Here is a 21,607-nt window from a genome sequence, read left to right as displayed (position 1 = left end):
AAATGGAAACTTTACGCTATCCGCATGTTCAAGAGACATTGTACCGGGAAGTGCTGAGCAACGGCCTTGAGATCGTCGTGCTCCCAAAGGAAGGCTTCCAGAAGACATACGCCACATTCTCGACGAAGTACGGCTCTGTCGACAATCATTTCTCCGTCTCGGGACAGGAGCCGGCAAAAGTGCCGGACGGCATCGCGCATTTTCTCGAGCACAAGATGTTTGAGGAGCCGGAAGGCGATATTTTCTCCGTGTTCGCGGCGCAAGGCGCATCGGCGAATGCTTTCACGACCTTTGACCGCACGGTCTATCTTTTCTCGGCCACGGAACAAATCAACGAAAATTTAACGACATTAATCAATTTCGTTCAAAACCCTTATTTCACCGATGCCAACGTAGACAAGGAGAAGGGGATCATCGAACAGGAAATCAATATGTATCGGGACAACGCGGATTGGCGCGTTTATTTCGGACTTATTGACGCCCTGTACCATACCCATCCGGTTCATATCGACATTGCCGGCACGGTGGAGTCGATCAAGCAGATCGATAAGGAGACGTTGTATCGCTGTTACGAAACCTTTTATCATCCGTCCAACATGATGCTGTTTGTCGTGGGAGGAGTCAACGCCGAGGAAGTGTTCCAGCTTGTCCGCGCCAACCAGGATGCCAAAACGTTCCAGCCGCTGGGTGAAATCAAACGTTATTTTGACCAGGAGCCTTCGTCCGTCAAAATTCCGCGCAAAGTCTCCAAGCTTCAAGTGTCGCTGCCTAAGTGTATGCTGGGCTTCAAGGAGAAGAACGTCGGCCTGGCAGGAGACGCCTTGCTGAAACGGGAAATCGTGACGAAGCTGATGCTGGAGGCGCTGATCGGTCCAAGCTCGCCATTATATCAATCGCTCTACGAACAGGAGCTGATCTCCGATTCGTTTGGCCACGAATATAATTCCAGCACCGACTACGCCTTCTCCGTTATTGGAGGCGATACGCCGAAGCCCGATACGCTTATCGAAGCGATTAAGTCCGCTGTATCCGAGGCGGTGGGCAGCGGCATCGAACAGACATCGTTCGAGCGCGCCAAGCGCAAAAAAATCGGCGGTTACTTGCGAATGCTGAATTCCCCCGAGTCCATCGCCGGAGAATATACCCGTTACCGGTTCCGGGACAGCGATATGTTCGACGTGATCAAGTTCTACGAGCAATGTACGCTTGACGAAGTCAATGCGCGGCTTCGCGAACACTTCGACTTCGGTCAGTTGGCCGTCTCCATCGTGGAACAAGGGACAGAATGAAGACGCTGCAAGAAACGACGGTATTGATAACGGGGGGAAGCCGCGGTATCGGCGCTGCCATCGCGCAGCGCTTCGCCGCGGAGGGTGTCAATATCGTCCTGCATTATTTGGAATCGCACGAACGAGCGAATGAAACGGCCCGGCGCTGCATGGCGCTGGGGGCCAATGTCATGACGATCGCAGCCGATCTAAGATCGAAGGATCAGCTTGCCCGCATGCGCGACAAGTTGTTAAGCCATAACATTAGGCCCGATATTCTGGTCAACAACGGAGGGATCGCCCACTATGGCATGCTTGCCGATGTTACGGAGGATGAGTGGGACGACGTTATGTCGGTAAATTTAAAGGGCATGTTTCTCAGTACGCAATTATTTATGCCGCATATGATTGCCCAACGCTACGGACGAATTATTAATGTATCGTCGGTATGGGGAATGTCGGGCGCTTCCTGCGAGGTGTTGTATTCGACGACCAAGGGAGGCGTTAACGCCTTTACCAAGGCGTTGGCCAAGGAGCTTGCTCCATCGGGTGTTACCGTCAACGCAGTTGCTCCAGGAGTAGTGGACACTTATATGATGGACGGATTTAATATGGAGGAGAAGGCTGCTCTGCAACAGGAAATACCGGCAGGCCGCTTCGGCTCGGCGGAAGAAATCGCTTCGCTCGTTTATTTTTTGTCGTTGCCGGAATCGTCGTATATTACCGGACAGATTATAAGCCCGAACGGCGGCTGGCATACTTAACCTTCGACCCACACGCGTAAGGGCTGTATAACGAAAGCTCGAAAGGTGCAGAATAAGGACTGTTGCTGATTCTTTTCCAAACCAATGAGGAGGCGAAGAGCCGTGTCAACTGTCCTTTCGAATTTCGATACTTGGAAACATTTTTTGTCCGACCGTGTAACGCAAGCGAAAAAGATGGGGCTTACCGAAGATACCATCGCTAATCTGGCGTATGAGATCGGCTCCTTCCTGGACGAGAAGGTCGACCCTAAGAATGATGAGGAAAGCGTGCTGAAACAGCTTTGGGATGTTGGCGACGAATCGGAGCGCAAAGCCATCGCAAGCTGTATGGTCAAGTTGGTCGAGCACTCGTAGTATTTTTTAAAAATTATAGGAAAGTATAATTTTTCTCATACTTGACCTATAATGCTCGAAATGAAACCCGCTGCGCCAAAAAACGGCAAAGGCGTTTCACCTTGACGTTTGCAGAAAGCCTCCACAACGGGGGCTTTTCTGCAATGTTTAATTTATATTTGCAGGAATGTGACGAAATTTGTAGAATAGAGAATTAGGGTTGCCCATCATACTTTATCTATTTTTTACGCTTCCAGGGGACGGTGAGAACAGATTGGAAATCAAGCAATGGTACATGGAATACAAGATACATAAAAATAGACCGGGTCTGCTTGGCGACATCGCTTCGCTGCTAGGTATGCTTGAAGTTAATATTTTGACGATCAATGGCGTCGAGGATCGGACACGCGGCATGTTGTTGCAGACGAATGACGAAGAGAAAATCGAGCTGCTTGGCAAGATGCTTCAAAAGGTAGATAATATTACGGTGAACAAGCTTCGCGCGCCAACAATCGTCGACATTCTGGCTGTACGTCATGGCAGATATATTGAACGGGATTCCGATGACCGGAAAACATTCCGCTTTGTTAGAGACGAGCTTGGCATGTTGGTCGACTTCCTCGGAGAAGTATTCAAGCGCGATGGCAATCATGTCATTGGACTCAGAGGGATGCCGCGGGTCGGCAAAACGGAATCCATTATTGCAGGAAGCGTATGCTCCAACAAACGATGGACATTCGTATCGTCCACGCTGCTTCGTCAGACGGTTCGCAGTCAACTGTCCGAAGAAGAGATGCAGCCGAACAACATCTTTATTATAGACGGGATCGTCAGCACGATTCGTTCCAACGAGAGGCATTACGCGCTGCTGCAGGAAATTATGGCTCTGCCTTCCACGAAGGTTATCGAGCATCCCGATATTTTTGTCAAGGAATCGCAATACGACTACAGTCATTTCGACATAATCATCGAGCTTCGCAACACGCCGGACGAAGAGATTTCATACGAATCCTTCACCGCTAATTACACGGACGAATTTTAATCTCCGTACTTGCCATTTATTGTTATGCTGAAAGGAGGATGTCCACATGTCAGAACTCGGAGCTTTGCTTAGAAGGGCCAGAGAGGAACGCGACTTGTCGCTGGATGACATTCAGGAATTGACGAAGATTCGCAAACGTTATCTGGAGGCGATCGAATCCGGCGATTACCGCGTGCTCCCCGGAACCTTCTACGTTCGCGCTTTCGTCAAAAACTATTCCGAAGCAGTAGGACTTGAGCCTGATGAAGTTTTGAGACTATACCAACATGAGATTCCTGCCGCGCCAATCGAGCAAACCGTCGAACCGATTCCTGCCCGTAAGCCGAGGCAAGTCAAATCCCAGACTTCGGAGCGATTTGGCAAGATCGGCTTCAATCTGGTTATGTGGCTGTTCCTCATTGTCATCGTTGTTGTGGTATGGTATTTTGTCATTAACAAAAATACCGATGATCCCAAGGCCGTCGACGAGACTCCGATAACGGAAAACTCGGAGCAGCCTCAAGAAACAAGCACGGGTTCATCGCCGGATGTGGCTCCTACGCCTCCACCTCCGACTAAAGCTCCGACAACTGTCGTATTCGACCGCAAGGCGGGCAGTGCCGATCAATACCTAATCGGTCCAGCCGGTGGTACACATCAATTGGAGATTAAGGTGAACGGCGGCCGCAATTGGATTGAGGTTCGCGAGGGCAGCTCCTCAGGCAACAAATTGTTTTACGCCAATGCGGAGGACGGCGCCGTGCAAACCTATGAATTGACAGGCGTTCTCTACATAAACGTCGGTCGCGCCGATCTCGCGGAGATCAAAGTCGATGGCGTTCTGGTGCCGGACGGCGACCGCGCGAACTCCAAGAAGCTGCTGCTTAAGCCGACTGAGGAAGATGCTGCTGCTGGCGACGGAACCGGTGTTGGTACGGAAGGCGGAGCGGGAACTGAAATGTCCGGCGAGGGCTCGAACTCCATTACCAAAGGCGAATGATGCTTATCATTATTCGAAAGTGTTTCAATTTTCATTAACAGCATTAATAACTAGAAGGGAGACCTATTACATATGAGTTCCGAAAGTTCATTTGACATTGTATCGAAGGTAGACATGCAGGAGCTGTCCAACGCGATTACGCAGGCAGAACGCGAGATCGAGACGAGATTTGACTTCAAAGGCAGCAAGAGCAGCATTGCCCTTGAAAAAGAAGAGCTGGTAGTCGGCTCGGACGACGAATACAAGCTCAAAAGCGTAATCGATATTCTTCAATCCAAGATGATAAAGCGGGGCGTGCCCATCAAGAATATGGACTTCGGCAAGCTCGAGGGCGCTTCCGGCGGCACGGTTAAACAGCGTATCAAGCTGAGACAAGGGATCGAACAGGACATCTCCAAAAAAATAAATATTCTCATTCGCGATTCCAAGCTGAAGGTGAAAAGCCAAATTCAGGGCGATCAATTACGTGTTACAGGCAAGAGCAAAGATGATCTGCAAGCGGTGATGGCTTTGCTGCGCGGCGCCGATCTGCCTATCGAGCTGCAATTTACAAATTATCGTTAAATGCGTCTTATGTATTAGAAACAATAAAATCGGCAATGAATTGGATGTATTGGTCGAACGGTACGGTGGTAGAAGCGATACTTATAACGGTCGTTCCATCCAGAAGGTTCGCGTAACGCATGCCTGTTAGTTTGACCTTTCTGGGGAGGGAAAATAGTGAATTTAGCCAACAAGATTACGCTGGCCCGCATCTTTCTCGTGCCAGTCATTATGTTTTTCCTATTAATTAAAGTGAATCTGGGATCGGTCAGCTTCTCGGACTTCACGATTTCCTACAATCAGATCGTAGCCGCGATCATCTTTATTATTGCGGCAAGCACGGATGGGCTGGATGGTTATATCGCCCGCAAAAACAAGATCGTTACGAATCTCGGCAAGCTGCTGGATCCGCTGGCGGACAAACTGCTCGTAGCCGCGGTGCTGATCTCCCTGGTGGAGATGGACAAGCTGAACGCGCTGATTGCCATCATTATTATAAGCCGCGAGTTCGCGGTAACAGGTCTGCGCCAAATTGCGCTTCTCGAAGGTTCCGTCATGGCCGCAAGCACTTGGGGCAAGTGGAAGACGGCGATACAAATTACGATGATCATCGCGCTTTTGATCAACAATTTCCCGTTTGCCCTTATCCACTTTCCGTTCGATGTTATCGCGAGCTGGGTGGCGGCTGCAATAACCGTGTATTCGGGCATCGATTATTTTGTCAAAAACAAACATTTAATTCCGGTCGAGTAAAGCGTGAGAGCACTTCCCTGCAAGCGGGAGGTGCTCTTGTCCTTCTGCAGGACTCGGGTGGAATTTTAGAGCATGGGGGCGAGGAATCATATGAAAGCGGAAATTATTGCCGTGGGAACAGAACTGCTGCTGGGTCAAATTGTAAATACAAACGCGCAAGCGATCTCGCAGCAGCTCGCTGATCTTGGCATCGATGTTTACTTCCAGACCGTGGTGGGGGATAATCCGGAACGTCTGCGCCAAGCAATCGAGATCGGCCGCGGCCGGGCAGATCTGCTGGTGTTCACTGGCGGTCTGGGACCGACTCAGGATGATCTGACAAAGGATGTGCTGGCTGACTACCTGGGAAGACCTATGGGAATACATGAGCCCTCTATGAGGGTTATCGAGGAACTGTTCTCGTCCCGCGGAGCCCACATGGTGGAGAGCAACATACGGCAAGCTCATCTTATATTGGGGGAAGGAAGCGATCCGCTCGATAATTCCACGGGACTTGCCGTTGGCAATGGAATAGAAGACAGCGGCACGCTCTACATGCTTCTTCCGGGCCCGCCCAGAGAGATGGCGCCGATGCTGCTGGGACCTGGAACCGCTTGGCTTAGAAGCAAGTTGCGGGAGGAGCGGCCTCTCTACTCCAGAGTGCTTAAATTCGCAGGAATCGGGGAGTCCAATCTGGAAGCGGCCTTGATCGATCTGATCGACGGCCAGAGTGATCCTACGATAGCTCCTTATGCGAAGGAAGGCGAGGTCGCGCTGCGGGTGTCGACCAAAGCTTCCAGCGAGGAGGAGGCCGCCATCAAAATCAACGCGACGGTATCCGTCGTCGCCCAGCGCGTCGGAGAGCATCTCTACGCGCAGAAGGATGTACCTATCGAGGATTCCGTCGTGGAACTGCTCAGAAACGCCAGGAAGCGTCTTGCAAGCGCCGAGAGCTTAAGCGGAGGACTGTTCGGAGAGCTGATTACGCGCGTCCCTGGAAGCAGCGGGGAATATGTCGGCGGCGTGATCACGTATACGAACTTAATGAAACACAAGCTGCTGGACATCCCGATGTCCCAGTTGGAGGGCGATGGCGCTCCCGGCGCCATCAGCGAGTCTACCGCCAAGTTAATGGCCGAAAACGTCATGAATATAACGGGAGCGGATTTCGGCGTCGCGCTTACCGGCGTAGCCGGCCCTGCGGAATCCGAAGGCAAGCCGGTCGGCCTCGTTTATTTCGCGGTTGCGGAGAAAGGCAAGGAGACGGTCGTGTATACGTCGCACTTCAAAGGCGTACGCGAGATGGTGCGCATTCGCGCCGTGAAATCCGCGTTGTACCGATTGTGGCAGGCGCTTAAAGCATAAGTTCGGAATTGTGCCCGATATTCTCAGCTGTATACGGTTGCCAATTGTCGAACCGTGCGCTATAATGAGGACTAGTTACCGGAAGAACCGTGGCGAAGATTACTTTGCTGCGGTTTTTTATTTTTTTGGGCCGGATTTAAGGTTCTGAAGAAGGGGGACGGGGGATGCGGTGAGCGCCTGAATAACGGGGTCGAAGATGCCTGGGAGTCAAAATTGCGAATGTGTGTTCGAAAAAACTATTGGCAACCCGTCCGAAATAAGGTATTATACAAATATAAATTATGAAGGATGTGAGTGAGTTGGCGGATCGTCGCGCAGCTTTGGATAATGCTCTTCGTCAGATCGAGAAGCAATTTGGCAAAGGCTCCATTATGAAATTAGGGGAATCGACTCATATGCAAGTAGAGACCGTGCCGAGCGGCTCGCTTGCCTTAGATATTGCACTTGGAATCGGCGGCTTGCCGCGTGGCCGGGTTATCGAAGTATACGGTCCGGAATCATCCGGTAAAACGACAGTAGCGCTTCACGCAATTGCGGAAGTACAACGTATTGGCGGACAAGCCGCGTTTATCGACGCGGAGCACGCGCTGGATCCGCTGTATGCCAGCAAGCTTGGCGTCAACATCGACGAGCTGCTGCTGTCCCAGCCGGATACGGGCGAGCAGGCGCTGGAGATCGCGGAAGCGCTCGTACGCAGCGGCGCCGTTGACATTATCGTTATAGACTCCGTGGCGGCATTGGTGCCGAAGGCGGAGATCGAGGGCGACATGGGCGACTCTCACGTTGGTCTTCAGGCACGTCTTATGTCGCAGGCTCTGCGTAAGCTGTCCGGCGCTATTTCGAAGTCCAAGACGATCGCAATCTTCATCAACCAGCTTCGCGAGAAGGTTGGCGTTATGTTCGGCAACCCGGAGACGACGCCAGGCGGACGCGCATTGAAGTTCTACTCCAGCGTTCGGCTTGACGTTCGCCGTATCGAGACGCTGAAGCAGGGCAATGACATGGTGGGCAACCGGACTCGCATCAAGGTTGTAAAGAACAAGGTAGCGCCTCCGTTCAAGCAAGCGGAGATCGATATTATGTACGGCGAAGGCATCTCCAAGGAAGGCAGCTTGGTCGACATCGGTGTAGAGATGGATATCGTTCAGAAGAGCGGCGCCTGGTTCTCTTATAACGGCGAGCGCCTCGGTCAAGGCCGCGAGAACGCCAAGCAATTCCTGAAGGAGAAGACCGACATTGCACACGAGATCGAAAGACAGATTCGTGAAGCCAGCAACCTGTCGGCTAATGCGTCTCAAGCGAACTTCTCGGCTGACGAGGACGAGGACGAAGACGAGTTGGAATTTGACGTATAGGCTATAGTAATATAGAATCGCCGCTCTCTTATGGGAGCGGCGATTGTTTTACCACAAATTAAACGCGGTCGCTCATCCTCGAACAACTTCGATTGAAGTTGTTCGAGGATGAGCAGGAAGGAAATATAGCATTGGAAGAGTCGAATATGTACATTATTGCTTCCGTGCGGCGCGACAAGAAGGAGAAGAGACGTTACCATCTCTATATGGCAGGAGAAGAAGAGCCCTTCTTGTCGGTGCACGAAGATATCATGATCAAATTCAGGTTATTGAAGGAAGTCGAGCTGGACGGGGATACCGTTCGCCACATTAAAGACGAAGACCAACGATACCGGGCTTACGTGCTGTCCGTGGCGTATTTGGGCGTCAAACCGAGAACGGCCAAGCAGATCGGCCAATATTTGGCCAAGAAGGAATTGGACGAAACCCATATAGAATATGCAATCCAGCGTTTAGAAACGGAGAAGCTTGTTGATGATGAAGAATATGCGCGTCAATTCGCGGAGAGCAGATTGCGTTCCGGCCAAAAGGGCAGACTGATGATTCGGCAGGAACTGCAGCAGCGTGGCGTATCCAAGCAACTCGCCTCCGAAGCGCTGTCCGCACTGGAGCGGAGCAGTGAGTTGGAGGCCGCGAAGACGCTTGCGCATAAGAAGGCAAGATCTTTGACAGGCGAGACCGCGAAGAGACGGACTAAGCTAATGAGCTTTTTACTCAGGCGCGGATTTCCTGGCGACATCGTCAGGGAAGCGATGAGGTCGGTCGACTTGTCATCTGATGACAGGTGGGAAGAGGAAGATGATGGCGTTTTGCTTGACAACTGAAATTGTGAAAAGATAAAATGAAGTTGTATTCCTTTACATTTGGATCGATTTTTCTTCCAAAGGTTGATTCAAATGTCTTATTTTCGTCAAAATGATCCATGATGAAACGGTTTGGAAGCCGGTTAAAAACCAAATAACATCCCAAGCAGTGCCTTGGTGTATGCAGCAAGGAGGTGAACAAGATGGTTGATACCTGGATCTTGATTCTTGTCTCTGTCCTTGTTGGCGCAATTTTCTTTGGGATTGGTTATTTTTATCGCAAGTCAATTGCCGAGGCCAAAATTTCGAGCGCTGAGCAAGCTGCGGTTCAAATCGTGGAAAATGCGAAAAAAGACGCAGAAGCTCAAAAGAAAGAAACGGTGCTTGAGGCGAAAGACGAAGTCCACAGACTACGTGCAGAAGCTGAAAAAGACATCCGCGAGCGACGCAATGAGGTGCAACGTCTGGAAAGACGCGTGCTCCAGAAGGAAGAGTCGCTGGATAAGAAGTTGGAAGCGCTAGAACGCAAAGAAGAAATCGTAGCCAACAAGGAGAAAAGAATCGAAGAAACACAAGAGCAAATTGATTCCATTTATAAACAGCAGCTTAGCGAGCTGGAGCGTATTTCCAGCTTGACAATGGAAGATGCGAAGTCGATCATCCTGAACAACGTCGAGCAGGAAGTTCGTCACGAAACGGCTCAGATGATCAAGGAGATCGAACAGCAGGCGAAGGAAGAGGCCGACAAAAAAGCGCGTGACATTATTTCTTTGGCTATCCAACGTTGCGCAGCCGATCATGTAGCAGAAACGACGGTATCCGTTGTCACTCTGCCGAATGAAGAGATGAAAGGTCGCATTATCGGACGTGAAGGCCGCAATATCCGTGCTTTGGAAACATTGACCGGTATCGATCTCATAATCGACGATACACCGGAAGCGGTCATTCTGTCGGGCTTTGATCCAATCCGACGCGAAATTGCCCGTACTTCGCTTGAGAAGCTGGTGGCCGATGGCCGTATCCACCCGGCCCGCATCGAAGAGATGGTCGAGAAGTCCCGCAAGGAAATCGACGAGCGCATTCGCGAATATGGCGAGCAAGCGACTTTCGAGGTTGGGGTTCATGGCTTACATCCAGATCTGATCAAGATTCTTGGAAGACTTAAATACCGTACAAGCTATGGTCAGAACGTACTGAAGCATTCCATGGAAGTTGCTTATCTGACTGGACTCATGGCAGCAGAGCTTGGCGAGGACATTACGCTGGCGAAGCGTGCCGGACTTCTGCACGATATCGGCAAAGCGCTTGATCACGAAGTGGAAGGTTCTCATGTCGAGATCGGCGTGGAGCTTGCGAAGAAATACAAGGAGCATCCCGTCGTCATCAACAGTATCGCATCCCATCACGGGGATACGGAAGCCACTTCCGTTATCGCGATGCTCGTAGGTGCCGCGGATGCGTTGTCGGCTGCACGGCCTGGCGCACGGCGCGAAACGCTGGAGACGTATATCAAACGACTGGAGAAGCTCGAAGCGATTACAGAATCGTTCGACGGCGTCGAGAAGTCTTATGCGATTCAAGCAGGACGCGAAGTACGCGTTATGGTTCAGCCAGAAAAGATTGATGATACGGAAGCATTCCGTCTTGCTCGCGATATTACGAAAAAAATCGAGGCTGAACTCGATTATCCGGGACATATTAAAGTTACGGTTATTCGTGAGACACGGGCAGTCGAATATGCCAAATAAACATGATGTTGAAAAGTGGCTGCCAGTCAGCCACTTTTCTGCATGATGGGCTACATAAAGAAAGGATACACAACGATGAAAGTATTATTTATCGGCGATATCGTCGGGAATGTAGGAAGAGGCGCTCTTAAGCAAGTGTTGCCCTCGCTGAGAAGTAAACATAATCCGGACTTGATCGTCGTAAACGGGGAAAATGCCGCAGCTGGCAGAGGCATCACGAAAGCGATCGCGAAAGAGTTTTTTGACGCCGGCGTTAATGGAATTACGATGGGTAATCATACATGGGACAACAAGGATATCTTCGAGTGGATTGACGATGAGCCCCGCATCGTGCGCCCCGGCAATTTCTCGCCAGAAGCGCCAGGGCAAGGGATGGCGATCATCGGCACGGGCAACAAAAAGCTGGCGATCATTAATCTGCAAGGAAGAGCTTTTTTGCCTCCGAATGACTGCCCATTCCGCAAAGCGGATGAGCTGATCGAGGAAGCGAAGGAGCATACAAATAACATTCTGGTTGATTTCCATGCTGAAGCGACCTCGGAGAAGATTGCGATGGGCTGGTATTTGGACGGACGCGCCTCCATCGTGCTTGGCACGCACACGCATGTGCAGACGAATGATGACACTATCCTTCCCGGTGGCACGGGTTATCTAACGGACGTAGGGATGGTCGGCTCCAAGGAAGGCGTGCTGGGGATGGAGCGCGACGCTGTGCTGCACCGCTTCCTGACGGGACTTCCGGCAAGATTTGTTGTGGATGAGGGCAAGTGGCATTTGCACGGACTTGTCATAACGATTGAGGATGGCGGCGGGCGCGCCTTGAAGCTGGATAAAATTCGGATGACGGAAGAGGATTGGCTTCTCATGTAGAGAAGTCTTTTTTCATATTCTGACTTTTCAGAATACTTTGTTAAGTTAGTCCATAAAAAGCAGGAATCTTTCTCATTCTCTCGAATAGTATTGTAAATGTGGAATCCATCCAACATTCTAGGGGAGGTACTATTCATGGATGTATTAAAGGTATCAGCCAAGTCCAATCCAAATTCAGTCGCAGGCGCATTAGCTGGCGTTCTGCGTGAACGAGGTGGAGCGGAGCTGCAAGCGATTGGCGCCGGCGCGCTCAACCAAGCGATCAAGGCGGTAGCGATTGCCCGTGGATTTGTGGCCCCGAGCGGGGTGGATCTCATCTGCATACCGGCATTTACGGATATTGTCATTGACGGAGAAGATCGTACTGCTATTAAGCTCATCGTCGAGCCGAGATAACAAGCGGCATACATCCATCGTTGTCGTCCACTGAGGCCTGTTTACAACGTAGACAGGTTTTTTGCTTTTTAGAAATGTATCGTTCGCCGTGTTTGGCAGCGAATAAAGAAGGAGGAATTTATTATGATCGATTTCCATTGCGATGTGCTTAGCAAGATGCGGAAGAACGACGCGCTTACGTTCCAAGGCGGGGCCGACGGGACTCTTGACGTCACCTATGAGCGGTTGCGCCAATCTGGAACCATGCTGCAGACGTTCGCTATTTATATATCGCCCCGCCAATCTGCCAATATCGAACCTGTTCTGGAATCCGTCGATTTGTTCTACGAACGTATATTGTCATGCCAAGAGATGCAGCTGGTCACAAGCGCAGCTGATCTGGAGTCCAGTATAACTAGCGGGAAAACCGGCGCTCTGTTATCGCTAGAAGGCGTGAGCGGATTGCAAGGGCGGCTGTCGATGCTTAGGCTATTGTACAGGCTGGGTGTGCGGGCGGCTGGCCTGACATGGAACGATGGGAATTGGGCAGCTGACGGCATCATGGAGCCGCGGGGATCGGGGCTGACGGGAAAAGGTCGGGAGTTCGTGTCGGCATGCAATGAGCTTGGCATCATTGTAGATGTTTCCCACTTGTCGGAGCAAGCCTTCTGGGATGTAGCTGGACTATCGACGAAGCCGATTATCGCATCCCACTCCAATGCAAGAGCCGTCTGCAATCATCCGCGCAACTTGACCGACAGGCAGTTGCAGGCCATTATTCAGGGAGAAGGCAGAGTGGGGATCACCTTTGTGCCTTGGTTCGTAACGTCGGACCGGGAGGCATGCGTGGCTGATCTGCTGGGGCATGTCGAGCATATATGTGCGCTGGGCGGGGAGAAACATATTATGTTAGGCTCGGATTTCGACGGGATCGATTCTTATATGACGGACCTGAAGCATCCAGGCGAAGTGTATCGGTTAAAGGAGGCACTGCTGGCTCGTTATTCGGAAGTTCAAGTTGCAGGTTTTATGCAGAACAATGCCTTAACGTTTCTGCGGGAGAATCTCCCGGCCGTTTAGCGCGCGGCAATTCCTTTACTAGCTATGCCATCTCATAATGGTATCATTATGATCGAAACATGTTATGTTTTAATTAAACGTTTACATATTGCAATTTGGCAGCTTCCAACATAAAATTGTTGTGACGATACAGCTTCTATTATATAATGGCTCAAGTTATCGAAGTTGTCAGGCTTTTTTACCACATAAGAAAGTATAAGTTTTCGGTCCCCGAAAACGACTTTCTTATTGGCGATAAATCCTACCTCTAAACGCGGTCGCTCAACTTCGAAAAGCTTCGATAGAGGATTTCTCATGATGCAGAGGAGATGGACATTTTGATTAGCCAATTGTCATGGAAGATCGGAGGACAACAGGGAGAAGGGGTGGAAAGTACCGACCGGATCTTCTCTACAGCGCTTAACCGACTAGGTTATTACTTATATGGATACCGTCATTTCTCGTCCAGGATCAAGGGCGGACATACGAATAATAAAATCAGAATCAGCACGAAGCCGATTCGTGCGATTTCGGATGATCTCGACATTCTCGTCGCGTTCGATCAAGAGAGCATTGATCTCAACGCGCATGAGCTTCGTCCCGGCGGCGTTGTCGTTGCGGACGCGAAGTTTGGTCCCACCATTCCGGAAGGCGTCGATGCCAGGTTGTTCGCCGTTCCTATCACGAAGATCGCAGAGGACCTGGGCACCTCGCTGATGAAAAACATGGTTGCGTCGGGGGCGTCCTGGGCGCTGCTTGGTTTGCCGTTGGATGTATTTAACAAGGCGGTCGAAGAAGAATTCGGACGCAAGGGCCCGGCCATAGTGGAGAAAAATATCGAAGCCGTAAAAAATGGCGCCGAGTTCGTTCTGGAGCAAGCCGGCGGTCCGCTGGAGGACTTCAGACTGGAAGAAGCAGACGGCAAACAAAAGCTGTTTATGATCGGCAACGAAGCGATCGGACTTGGTTCCGTCGCGGCGGGCTGTCGTCTTATGTCGGCGTATCCGATCACACCAGCTTCCGAAATTATGGAATATCTCATCAAGAAGCTGCCAAAGTTCGGCGGCACAGTCGTACAGACAGAGGACGAAATCGCCGCCGTCACCATGGCGATCGGCGCGAACTACGCCGGCGTACGAACGATGACAGCTTCTGCCGGACCAGGCTTGTCACTTATGATGGAAGCGATCGGCTTGTCCGGCATGACGGAGACGCCGCTTGTTATCATCAACACGCAGCGTGGAGGTCCGTCTACGGGTCTGCCTACCAAGCAAGAGCAATCCGACCTTAATGCAATGGTCTACGGCACGCACGGAGAAATTCCGAAGATCGTTATCGCTCCGGCGTCGATCGAGGATTGCTTTTACGATATGGTAGAAGCGTTTAACCTGTCGGAGGAATATCAAGTACCGGTCATCGTCATGACGGATCTGCAGCTATCGCTCGGCAAACAATCCTGTGAGATGCTGGACTTCTCCAAGGTCGAGATTAATAGAGGCAAGCTGGTGAAGGAGACTCCGCCGCTGGAAGGTCACGAGCTGTTCAAGCGCTACGAGCTCACAGAGGATGGCATTTCGCCTCGCGTGCTGCCTGGCGCCAAGGGCGGTCTGCACCATGTTACAGGCGTCGAGCACGACGAGGTCGGCCGTCCATCGGAGAATGCGGATAATCGCCGTCAAATGATGGATAAACGGCTTGGCAAGCTGAACGGCTTGCAGGTTCGCGATGCGCTGCGCATTGACGCGCCGCATGAGAACCCTGATCTGCTGGTAATCGGGATGGGCTCCACCGGAGGTACGATCGACGCGGCGAGAACCAAGCTGCAGGAGGACGGACTGACCAGCAATCATATTACGATACGTCAAATTCATCCATTCCCGACAGAAGCGCTGACGCCTTACTTGCAAAGCGCCAAACGCGTTGTCGTAATCGAAAATAATGCAACAGCACAGCTTGCGTCACAAGTGAAGATGAACGCCGGATTCGGCGACAAGATCAAAAGTTTGTTGAAATACGACGGTAATCCGTTCCTGCCGCTCGAAGTCTATCAAGCTTGTAAGGGGATGAGCGAAGATGGCAACATTTAAGGAATTCCGCAACAACGTCAAGCCCAACTGGTGTCCCGGCTGCGGGGACTTCTCCATTCAGGCTGCGATTCAGCGCGCAGCGGCTAATGTGGGATTGGAGCCGGAGCAGTTGGCCGTTATTTCGGGTATTGGCTGCTCCGGACGAATCTCCGGTTATATTAACGCGTACGGCCTGCATGGCATCCATGGGCGCGCTCTACCGATCGCGCAAGGCGTTAAGCTGGCCAACCGCGAGCTAACCGTTATCGCATCCGGCGGCGACGGCGATGGGTTCGCGATCGGCATGGGCCATACGGTGCATGCGATCCGCAGAAACCTCAATATAACGTATATCGTCATGGATAACCAGATCTACGGCTTGACGAAAGGGCAAACGTCTCCACGAAGCGCGGAAGGCTTCAAAACAAAATCGACGCCTGAAGGCTCCATCGAGTCGACGCTCTCCCCGCTGGAGATCGCCATGTCGGCAGGAGCGACCTTCGTTGCCCAGTCGTTTTCCAGCGATCTAAAGGGATTGACCAGCCTTATTGAGCAGGGGATCAAGCATGAAGGTTTCTCGCTTATCAACGTGTTCAGTCCGTGCGTCACCTTTAACAAGATCAATACCTATGATTGGTTCAAAGAAAATATCGTAAGCCTGGACGGATTCCCGGATTACGATCCAAGCAATCGTATGGCGGCCATGAATAAAATTATGGAGACTAACGGATTGCTGACCGGTCTTATCTACCAAAATACGACCCGCAAGTCGTATGAGGATATGATTACCGGCTTCAAGTCCGAAGGATTGGCCAATCAGGAGCTTGCTATTACGGAAGAGCAGTTCAATCAGCTTGTCTCGGAATTTAAATAAATGGTATGATGGGCATACGGTCATATTGACCGTATGCTTTCTTTTATTTTGGGATTATAGCAGGAAGGCAATCATTAATAAATAAATAGCGGAGTGGTGAATAGCATGAAAAAAGAAGTGCCCGTAGGCGTATCTGCGAGACATATCCATCTCTCGCAAGAGCATGTGGAATTATTATTCGGTTCGGGTTACGCGTTGACTGAGATGAAGCCGTTGTCGCAGCCCGGTCAATATGCAGCAAACGAAACGGTAGCCGTAGTGGGACCGAAGGGCTCGTTCCCGAAAGTCCGCATTTTGGGACCCGCGCGCAAAGCTACGCAATTGGAAGTATCGCGCACGGACGCATTCGCGCTTGGGGTTAATCCTCCGGTGCGAGAGTCCGGCAACATCGCGGGCTCCGCGAGCATCACGATTCAAGGCCCTGCAGGCGAAGTAACGATTGCGGAAGGCGTAATCGTAGCCGCTCGCCATATCCACTTCCATACGAGCGACGCAGAAAAATTCGGCATACAAGATAAAGCTCGGCTTCGCGTTCGCGTAGGCGGAGAACGCGGCGTGGTGTTCGAGCATGTCGTTGCTCGCGTATCGCCCGAATTCGCGCTCGATATGCATATCGATACGGACGAAGCGAACGCTGCCGGCGTCCGAAACGGCGATATCGCCGAAATTATCGACTAACTGGTACGCAATTGGAATCAAAACGAAAAAGGCTGCATGCCCGGAATGAAAGAATTCCGGCATGCAGCCTTTTCACATGTCGTTAATGTCCCATCATCATTGTGACATCAGGTCCCTTGTTTTCTCCTTCTTCATTGGGTTGCTGCTTCGGTCTACGAAGGACCAGCGCTACAAGAACGCCGAATACGCCAATACAAGCGAGCAAGAAGAAGGCATCTCCGAAGGAAAGATAAGCGACATCTGAGGCCGGGTGAGTCAAGGCGTACGATTTGTTCCGATCGGCCAGCAGCGTGGACAATCCCGCAATGGCGAAGGAGCTGATGACCTGCTGGGCGGCGGCCGTTAATGAAGTGACACGACCGACGAGATGCCTTGGAGCCGATTGAATAATATGCGTGTTGAGCGGCATCATGGAGAAGCCCATGCCTGCTCCGAGCAGAACCAGCGGAATCATAATTTCCGCGATCGTGGTCGACGCCGATATGCCGGATAGCAGGAATGCGCCAGTGGAGACCAGCAGCAGGCCAAACAATACGACGGGACGAGCGCCGAGCTTATCGAACAGCTTGCCGCCGATCGGCATGAAGAGTCCGGCAGCGAGCGCTTGCGGCAGGAGAATAAGACCGGTCTCGAACGCGCTGTACCCTTTGGCCTGAATGAGGAAGACGGGGAAAAGGAACAACGTGCCGAACAACGCGATCTGCACGATCCACTGGAGAATGATGCCTCTCGTGAAGTCGCTGGAACGAAAGACGCGAAGCTCCAGCAGGGGCGATGTACGGCGAAGTTCGACCGTGATGAAGATGATCAGGGATATAGCGCCAACGAAAAGCCCGATCAGCGTCTCGGGAGCTGTCCAGCCATTGCCGCCGCCATGCTCGCCGCCTGCAGAGCTAATGCCGTACGCCAATGCCGCGAAGGCAAGCGGCGCGAAGATCATGCCGAGCGTATCCAGCATCGGTACAGTCTGCCGCTCCAAATTCGGAAGCGTGCGCAGACCGACGATAACGGCTATTACGCCGATGGGGAGGTTAATGAGGAAGATCCAGTGCCAGGTAACGTATTCGACGAGCCAGCCGCCTACAACGGGGCCGAGGGCCGGAGCAAGCAGCATAGGGATACCGATCATGCCCATGACGGCGCCTTGTTTGCCCGGAGGGCTAAGCCGGTAAGTAAAAGCCATGGCGATTGGCGCAACCATGCCGCCGCCGAGACCTTGGATAATGCGGTAAGCGATCAACTGCTCGACCGTACCCGCGAGGGCGCATAGAGCGGAGCCCAGCGTAAATAAGACGATGGACATGAGGAAAATGCGTTTGGCGCCGAATCGATCGGACAACCATCCGGCAAGCGGAATAACGGCAGCTTGGGCGAGAGCGTAACCTGTAACGGTCCATTGCACAAGGGAGAAGCTGCTGCCGAAATCCTCCATAAATTGATTAAGCGCTACATTCATGGCAGTGCCGTCGAGAATGACCATGAACATCCCGACAATAATAGCGAGCAGAGGAAGCATGATCCCTCGAATCGACATTTCGCCGGGCGGCGTGTTTACTTTAACTGCTGACATTCTGATTCCTCCTACTCCGAATAACCGGATCTCTTTCTGTCTTTTGTTCTTGCGGATTGACCTTACATGTCGACAAGGCTACAATGTAAGTGAGCCACATACAGCGGACAATTGTCCGCAACTAGAATCATATATAATGGGCATGACGAAAGTCAATGCATTTTTTTGAAAACAAGGAGCAATGTCATGGCTGCATCAGATCATACGAGGTCGAAGGAAGAGCTAAGCCAAGCCATTCTGGATGCGGCTTCGAGGCTTTTCCTGGAGCAAGGAATCGAATCCGTCAGCATGCATCAGATCGCCAAATGCGCGGGTATCGGACAAGGAACGTTATACCGCCGATATTCCAACAAAGCCGATCTATGCATGGCAATGATGCATGATCAATTCGAGAAATTCAGCAAGGATATCGGCGCGTATTTGCAAGAGCATGCGGCGGAGTCTCCTTGCGCGAAAATTCGGGAAGTCGTCACTTATATTGTGCGATTCCTGGAGAATAAGTGGAAATGGATGGGGATTATCCAGTCGCAGATGATTCATGAAGGCGTCAAGACGGGAGAAGATTTCGTACAATCGCCGCCATACCGATTTCTGCATGGGATATTCGCGGACTTGTTGAAGGAAGGCGCCGATGAATCCGATCCGCGTTATCTTCACGCCGAATTTATCTCTCATTCCTACATCTCGGTGTTATCGCCGCATACGTGCAAACATCTGGCTTTCACCAAAGGATATACGTCTGACCGGATCGTCTCCGAATTTGTAGACTCCTTAGTAAAGCCGTTATTCCATTAGAACGGAAGGAAACTATCCATGAAATCATAGATTCCGGCAAGCGGTTATGGTATAATCATTCATTGATGTTTCATTGTTTAAAATTGATTCACCGCCCATAGAGAAATTATCGAACAGGGATGTGTGTATATAGTGACGACGAAGGATTACTCCAAGTACTTTGATTTCTCCGATGCCAAGATTATAGGAGAAGATGACGGCGTAACGACCATCCGGATCAAGGGACGCAACATTCAGCTTAACGCGGCGCCATCCCATTCGGATGAGAAGAAACGCGGCAAAGAAGACATTAAGGTCCATTACGACTTCTCTATACCGGAAGAACTTAGAACGATGGGCGTCGGCAAACATTACCTCATTCAGACTTATGGCTGTCAGATGAACGAACATGATACCGAGGTCATGCGAGGCATGTTTGAGTCCATGGGATATGCGCCAACCGAGGATCGGACGTTAGCCGACGTCATTTTACTTAATACTTGCGCCATTCGCGAAAATGCAGAGGACAAAGTGTTTGGCGAACTGGGACATTTAAAGATACTCAAGAAGGAAAAGCCTGGACTGCTGCTCGGCGTATGCGGCTGCATGGCTCAGGAGGAGTCGGTCGTCGGGCGAATTCTGCAGAAACATTCGTTCGTCGATATGATCTTTGGCACGCATAATATTCACCGGCTGCCGCAATTGCTGCAATCCGCTTATTTTAGCAAGGAGCTTGTCGTCGAGGTATGGTCCAAGGAAGGCGACATTATCGAGAACATGCCCAAGAAACGGGAAGGGCTTCGGGCATGGGTCAACATTATGTACGGCTGCGACAAATTTTGCACTTATTGTATCGTGCCGTATACTCGCGGCAAAGAGCGGAGCCGCAGACCCGAGGACGTCATTGCAGAAGTGCGCGAGCTGGCGCGGCAGGGCTATAAGGAGATCACGCTGCTCGGTCAAAACGTGAACGCGTACGGCAAGGACTTCGAGGATATCGACTATCGTTTCGGTCATCTGCTGGACGAGATTCGAACCATCGATATCCCGCGGATTCGGTTTATGACCAGCCATCCGCGCGATTTCGACGATCATCTCGTCGACGTGCTGGCGAAGCGCGGCAATCTAGTGGAGCATATTCATCTGCCCGTTCAATCCGGCAGTACGGAAGTTCTAAAGAAAATGAGCCGCAAATATACGAGAGAGAGATTTTTGGAGCTCGTAGCGAAGATCAAAAATGTTATTCCCGACGCGGTACTGACATCCGATATTATTGTCGGTTTCCCGGGCGAGACGGAGGAGCAGTTCGAGGAGACGTTGTCGCTGGTGCGGCAGGTTCGCTTCGAATCGGCGTATACGTTTATCTACTCGCCTCGCGAAGGAACGCCGGCCGCCGCCATGGAAGACAATGTGCCAATGGAAGTCAAGAAGCAGCGGCTTCAGCGGCTGAATGCTTTAATCGCGGAAATTGGCCGCGAGAAGCATGAAGAGTTGATAGGTGAAATCATTGAAGTGCTTGTAGAGGGCGAAAGCAAAAACAATCCAGACGTATTATCCGGACGCACCCGCACAAATAAGCTCGTCCATCTGGAAGGGCCCAAGTCGTGGATCGGAACGTTCGTTCAGGCGCGCGTCGTCGAAGCGCAAACCTGGTATATCAAAGCAGAGCCTGTCCATTCGGCTTCGAAAGAAGCCGTTAGTTAACGTAAATCGAGGAGAGATTACTGATGGGAGTACAAGGCGGACATACGCACGAGAACGGAGTGGCATGCAGCCACGTTGGCGGCACGACGGATATTCCATCGTACCATACGCGCGACCTGATCGTGAAGGACGATATTATGGCGAAGACGAAGGAACTGGCGGAGGTTATCTTCAATTCCGCCGAGGTTCAGCAATATCGGAAGGCAGAGCAGCAAATTAACGATAATGAACGCGTTAAATCGTTGATCGGTCAGATTAAGAAAAAACAGAAGGAAGTCGTCGCCTTCGAAAAGACGTTCAAAAATCCCGACATGGTCAAAAAAATCGAAGCGGAAATGGAAACGCTGCAGGATGAGCTGGATGGCATTCCGATCGTCGCTCAATTTCAGCAAAGCCAATCCGACATCAACTACTTGCTTCAACTTGTCGTTACGGTTATTCGCGACACGGTCTCCGATCGTATCAATATGGAAGACGTAACACCGGAAGAAGATCCGGAGACTTGCAGCGACTAAGTTGCATTTCATACGAAATGGCGGTGCTGGGGGATCTCCCTGCACCGCCTTTTCTGGTTTTCTCGCCGTATCTGTTTTTCGTGATGACGATTAAGCATATGTTTTTCATTTGTTTACTTGAAAGCAACCCCAATTCGAGCGCCATAGTCGTTAAAATCGCCTATGGGTTGTTATTGCTGTCAATTCGAGC

The 21,607-nt window shown here is 51.2% G+C and carries 21 protein-coding genes; 20 read left to right on the top strand and 1 reads right to left on the bottom strand.

Annotation, left to right across the window (positions count from 1 at the left end):
* Positions 1–2 precede the first annotated feature (2 nt).
* The 17 genes from yfmH to pduL all read left to right on the top strand — a co-directional run bounded on the left by yfmH (position 3) and on the right by pduL (position 16,854).
* The gene (gene yfmH, locus B1748_RS26230) at positions 3–1,289 is read left to right on the top strand and encodes an EF-P 5-aminopentanol modification-associated protein YfmH (RefSeq protein WP_087570907.1); all 1,287 of its coding nucleotides are present in this window, start codon (positions 3–5) and stop codon (positions 1,287–1,289) included.
* Positions 1,286–2,032, top strand: coding sequence for an elongation factor P 5-aminopentanone reductase (ymfI, locus tag B1748_RS26225; protein ID WP_087570906.1), 747 nt, complete (start codon positions 1,286–1,288; stop codon positions 2,030–2,032). Before yfmH ends, ymfI begins: the two co-directional genes overlap by 4 nt.
* 102 nt (positions 2,033–2,134) lie before the next feature.
* A complete protein-coding gene (locus B1748_RS26220) occupies positions 2,135–2,386 on the top strand; it encodes a DUF3243 domain-containing protein (RefSeq protein WP_087570905.1) in 252 nt (83 codons plus the stop codon).
* Between the two features lie 253 nt (positions 2,387–2,639).
* Positions 2,640–3,407, top strand: a complete 768-nt coding sequence (locus B1748_RS26215; RefSeq protein ID WP_087570904.1) for a DUF3388 domain-containing protein — start codon at positions 2,640–2,642, stop codon at positions 3,405–3,407.
* A gap of 46 nt (positions 3,408–3,453) precedes the next feature.
* Positions 3,454–4,386: a helix-turn-helix domain-containing protein gene (locus B1748_RS26210; RefSeq protein WP_087570903.1), complete on the top strand. Its 933-nt coding sequence runs from the start codon at positions 3,454–3,456 to the stop codon at positions 4,384–4,386.
* Positions 4,387–4,458: 72 nt separating this feature from the next.
* On the top strand, positions 4,459–4,950 hold the full coding sequence (locus B1748_RS26205; protein WP_087570902.1) for a YajQ family cyclic di-GMP-binding protein: 492 nt from the start codon (positions 4,459–4,461) through the stop codon (positions 4,948–4,950).
* Positions 4,951–5,106: 156 nt separating this feature from the next.
* Positions 5,107–5,682 carry a CDP-diacylglycerol--glycerol-3-phosphate 3-phosphatidyltransferase gene (gene pgsA, locus B1748_RS26200; protein WP_087570901.1) on the top strand — a complete coding sequence of 192 codons (576 nt, stop codon included), beginning with the start codon at positions 5,107–5,109 and terminating at the stop codon, positions 5,680–5,682.
* A gap of 90 nt (positions 5,683–5,772) precedes the next feature.
* On the top strand, positions 5,773–7,026 hold the full coding sequence (locus B1748_RS26195; protein ID WP_087570900.1) for a competence/damage-inducible protein A: 1,254 nt from the start codon (positions 5,773–5,775) through the stop codon (positions 7,024–7,026).
* A 299-nt stretch (positions 7,027–7,325) separates the two neighbouring features.
* Entirely contained in the window at positions 7,326–8,381 is a 1,056-nt protein-coding gene (gene recA, locus B1748_RS26190) for a recombinase RecA (RefSeq protein ID WP_087570899.1), read from the top strand.
* Positions 8,382–8,512: 131 nt separating this feature from the next.
* Positions 8,513–9,205, top strand: a complete 693-nt coding sequence (locus B1748_RS26185) for a RecX family transcriptional regulator (protein WP_256975938.1) — start codon at positions 8,513–8,515, stop codon at positions 9,203–9,205.
* Positions 9,206–9,387: 182 nt separating this feature from the next.
* Positions 9,388–10,932: a ribonuclease Y gene (rny, locus tag B1748_RS26180; RefSeq protein ID WP_087570898.1), complete on the top strand. Its 1,545-nt coding sequence runs from the start codon at positions 9,388–9,390 to the stop codon at positions 10,930–10,932.
* A 75-nt stretch (positions 10,933–11,007) separates the two neighbouring features.
* The gene (locus B1748_RS26175; protein ID WP_087570897.1) at positions 11,008–11,802 is read left to right on the top strand and encodes a TIGR00282 family metallophosphoesterase; all 795 of its coding nucleotides are present in this window, start codon (positions 11,008–11,010) and stop codon (positions 11,800–11,802) included.
* Between the two features lie 135 nt (positions 11,803–11,937).
* Entirely contained in the window at positions 11,938–12,198 is a 261-nt protein-coding gene (locus B1748_RS26170) for a stage V sporulation protein S (RefSeq protein ID WP_006036664.1), read from the top strand.
* Positions 12,199–12,276: 78 nt separating this feature from the next.
* Positions 12,277–13,257: a dipeptidase gene (locus B1748_RS26165; protein WP_373271304.1), complete on the top strand. Its 981-nt coding sequence runs from the start codon at positions 12,277–12,279 to the stop codon at positions 13,255–13,257.
* 317 nt (positions 13,258–13,574) lie between these two features.
* The gene (locus tag B1748_RS26160) at positions 13,575–15,323 is read left to right on the top strand and encodes a 2-oxoacid:acceptor oxidoreductase subunit alpha (RefSeq protein WP_087570895.1); all 1,749 of its coding nucleotides are present in this window, start codon (positions 13,575–13,577) and stop codon (positions 15,321–15,323) included.
* A complete protein-coding gene (locus tag B1748_RS26155; protein WP_087570894.1) occupies positions 15,310–16,176 on the top strand; it encodes a 2-oxoacid:ferredoxin oxidoreductase subunit beta in 867 nt (288 codons plus the stop codon). Before B1748_RS26160 ends, B1748_RS26155 begins: the two co-directional genes overlap by 14 nt.
* 105 nt (positions 16,177–16,281) lie before the next feature.
* Complete coding sequence (pduL, locus tag B1748_RS26150; RefSeq protein ID WP_087570893.1) at positions 16,282–16,854, top strand: phosphate propanoyltransferase; 573 nt, start codon at positions 16,282–16,284, stop codon at positions 16,852–16,854.
* Positions 16,855–16,936: 82 nt separating this feature from the next.
* On the opposite strand, the gene B1748_RS26145 is transcribed toward pduL, so the two are convergent.
* A complete protein-coding gene (locus tag B1748_RS26145) occupies positions 16,937–18,424 on the bottom strand; it encodes a DHA2 family efflux MFS transporter permease subunit (protein ID WP_087570892.1) in 1,488 nt (495 codons plus the stop codon).
* Positions 18,425–18,610: 186 nt separating this feature from the next.
* Here B1748_RS26145 and B1748_RS26140 point away from each other — a divergent pair, with 186 nt between their 5' ends.
* The 3 genes from B1748_RS26140 (at position 18,611) to B1748_RS26130 (ending at position 21,417) form a co-directional block, all read left to right on the top strand.
* Complete coding sequence (locus B1748_RS26140; RefSeq protein WP_087570891.1) at positions 18,611–19,219, top strand: TetR/AcrR family transcriptional regulator; 609 nt, start codon at positions 18,611–18,613, stop codon at positions 19,217–19,219.
* Between the two features lie 132 nt (positions 19,220–19,351).
* Positions 19,352–20,902, top strand: a complete 1,551-nt coding sequence (miaB, locus tag B1748_RS26135; RefSeq protein ID WP_256975937.1) for a tRNA (N6-isopentenyl adenosine(37)-C2)-methylthiotransferase MiaB — start codon at positions 19,352–19,354, stop codon at positions 20,900–20,902.
* Between the two features lie 23 nt (positions 20,903–20,925).
* On the top strand, positions 20,926–21,417 hold the full coding sequence (locus tag B1748_RS26130) for a YlbF/YmcA family competence regulator (protein ID WP_087570890.1): 492 nt from the start codon (positions 20,926–20,928) through the stop codon (positions 21,415–21,417).
* The last annotated feature ends 190 nt before the right edge of the window (positions 21,418–21,607 follow it).

This window comes from Paenibacillus sp. MY03 (genome assembly GCF_002165585.1).
In the GTDB taxonomy this organism is placed as follows: domain Bacteria; phylum Bacillota; class Bacilli; order Paenibacillales; family Paenibacillaceae; genus Pristimantibacillus; species Pristimantibacillus agaridevorans.
The sequence above is the reverse complement of the archived record's forward strand: the minus strand, read 5'-3'. Positions and strand labels throughout refer to the sequence as shown.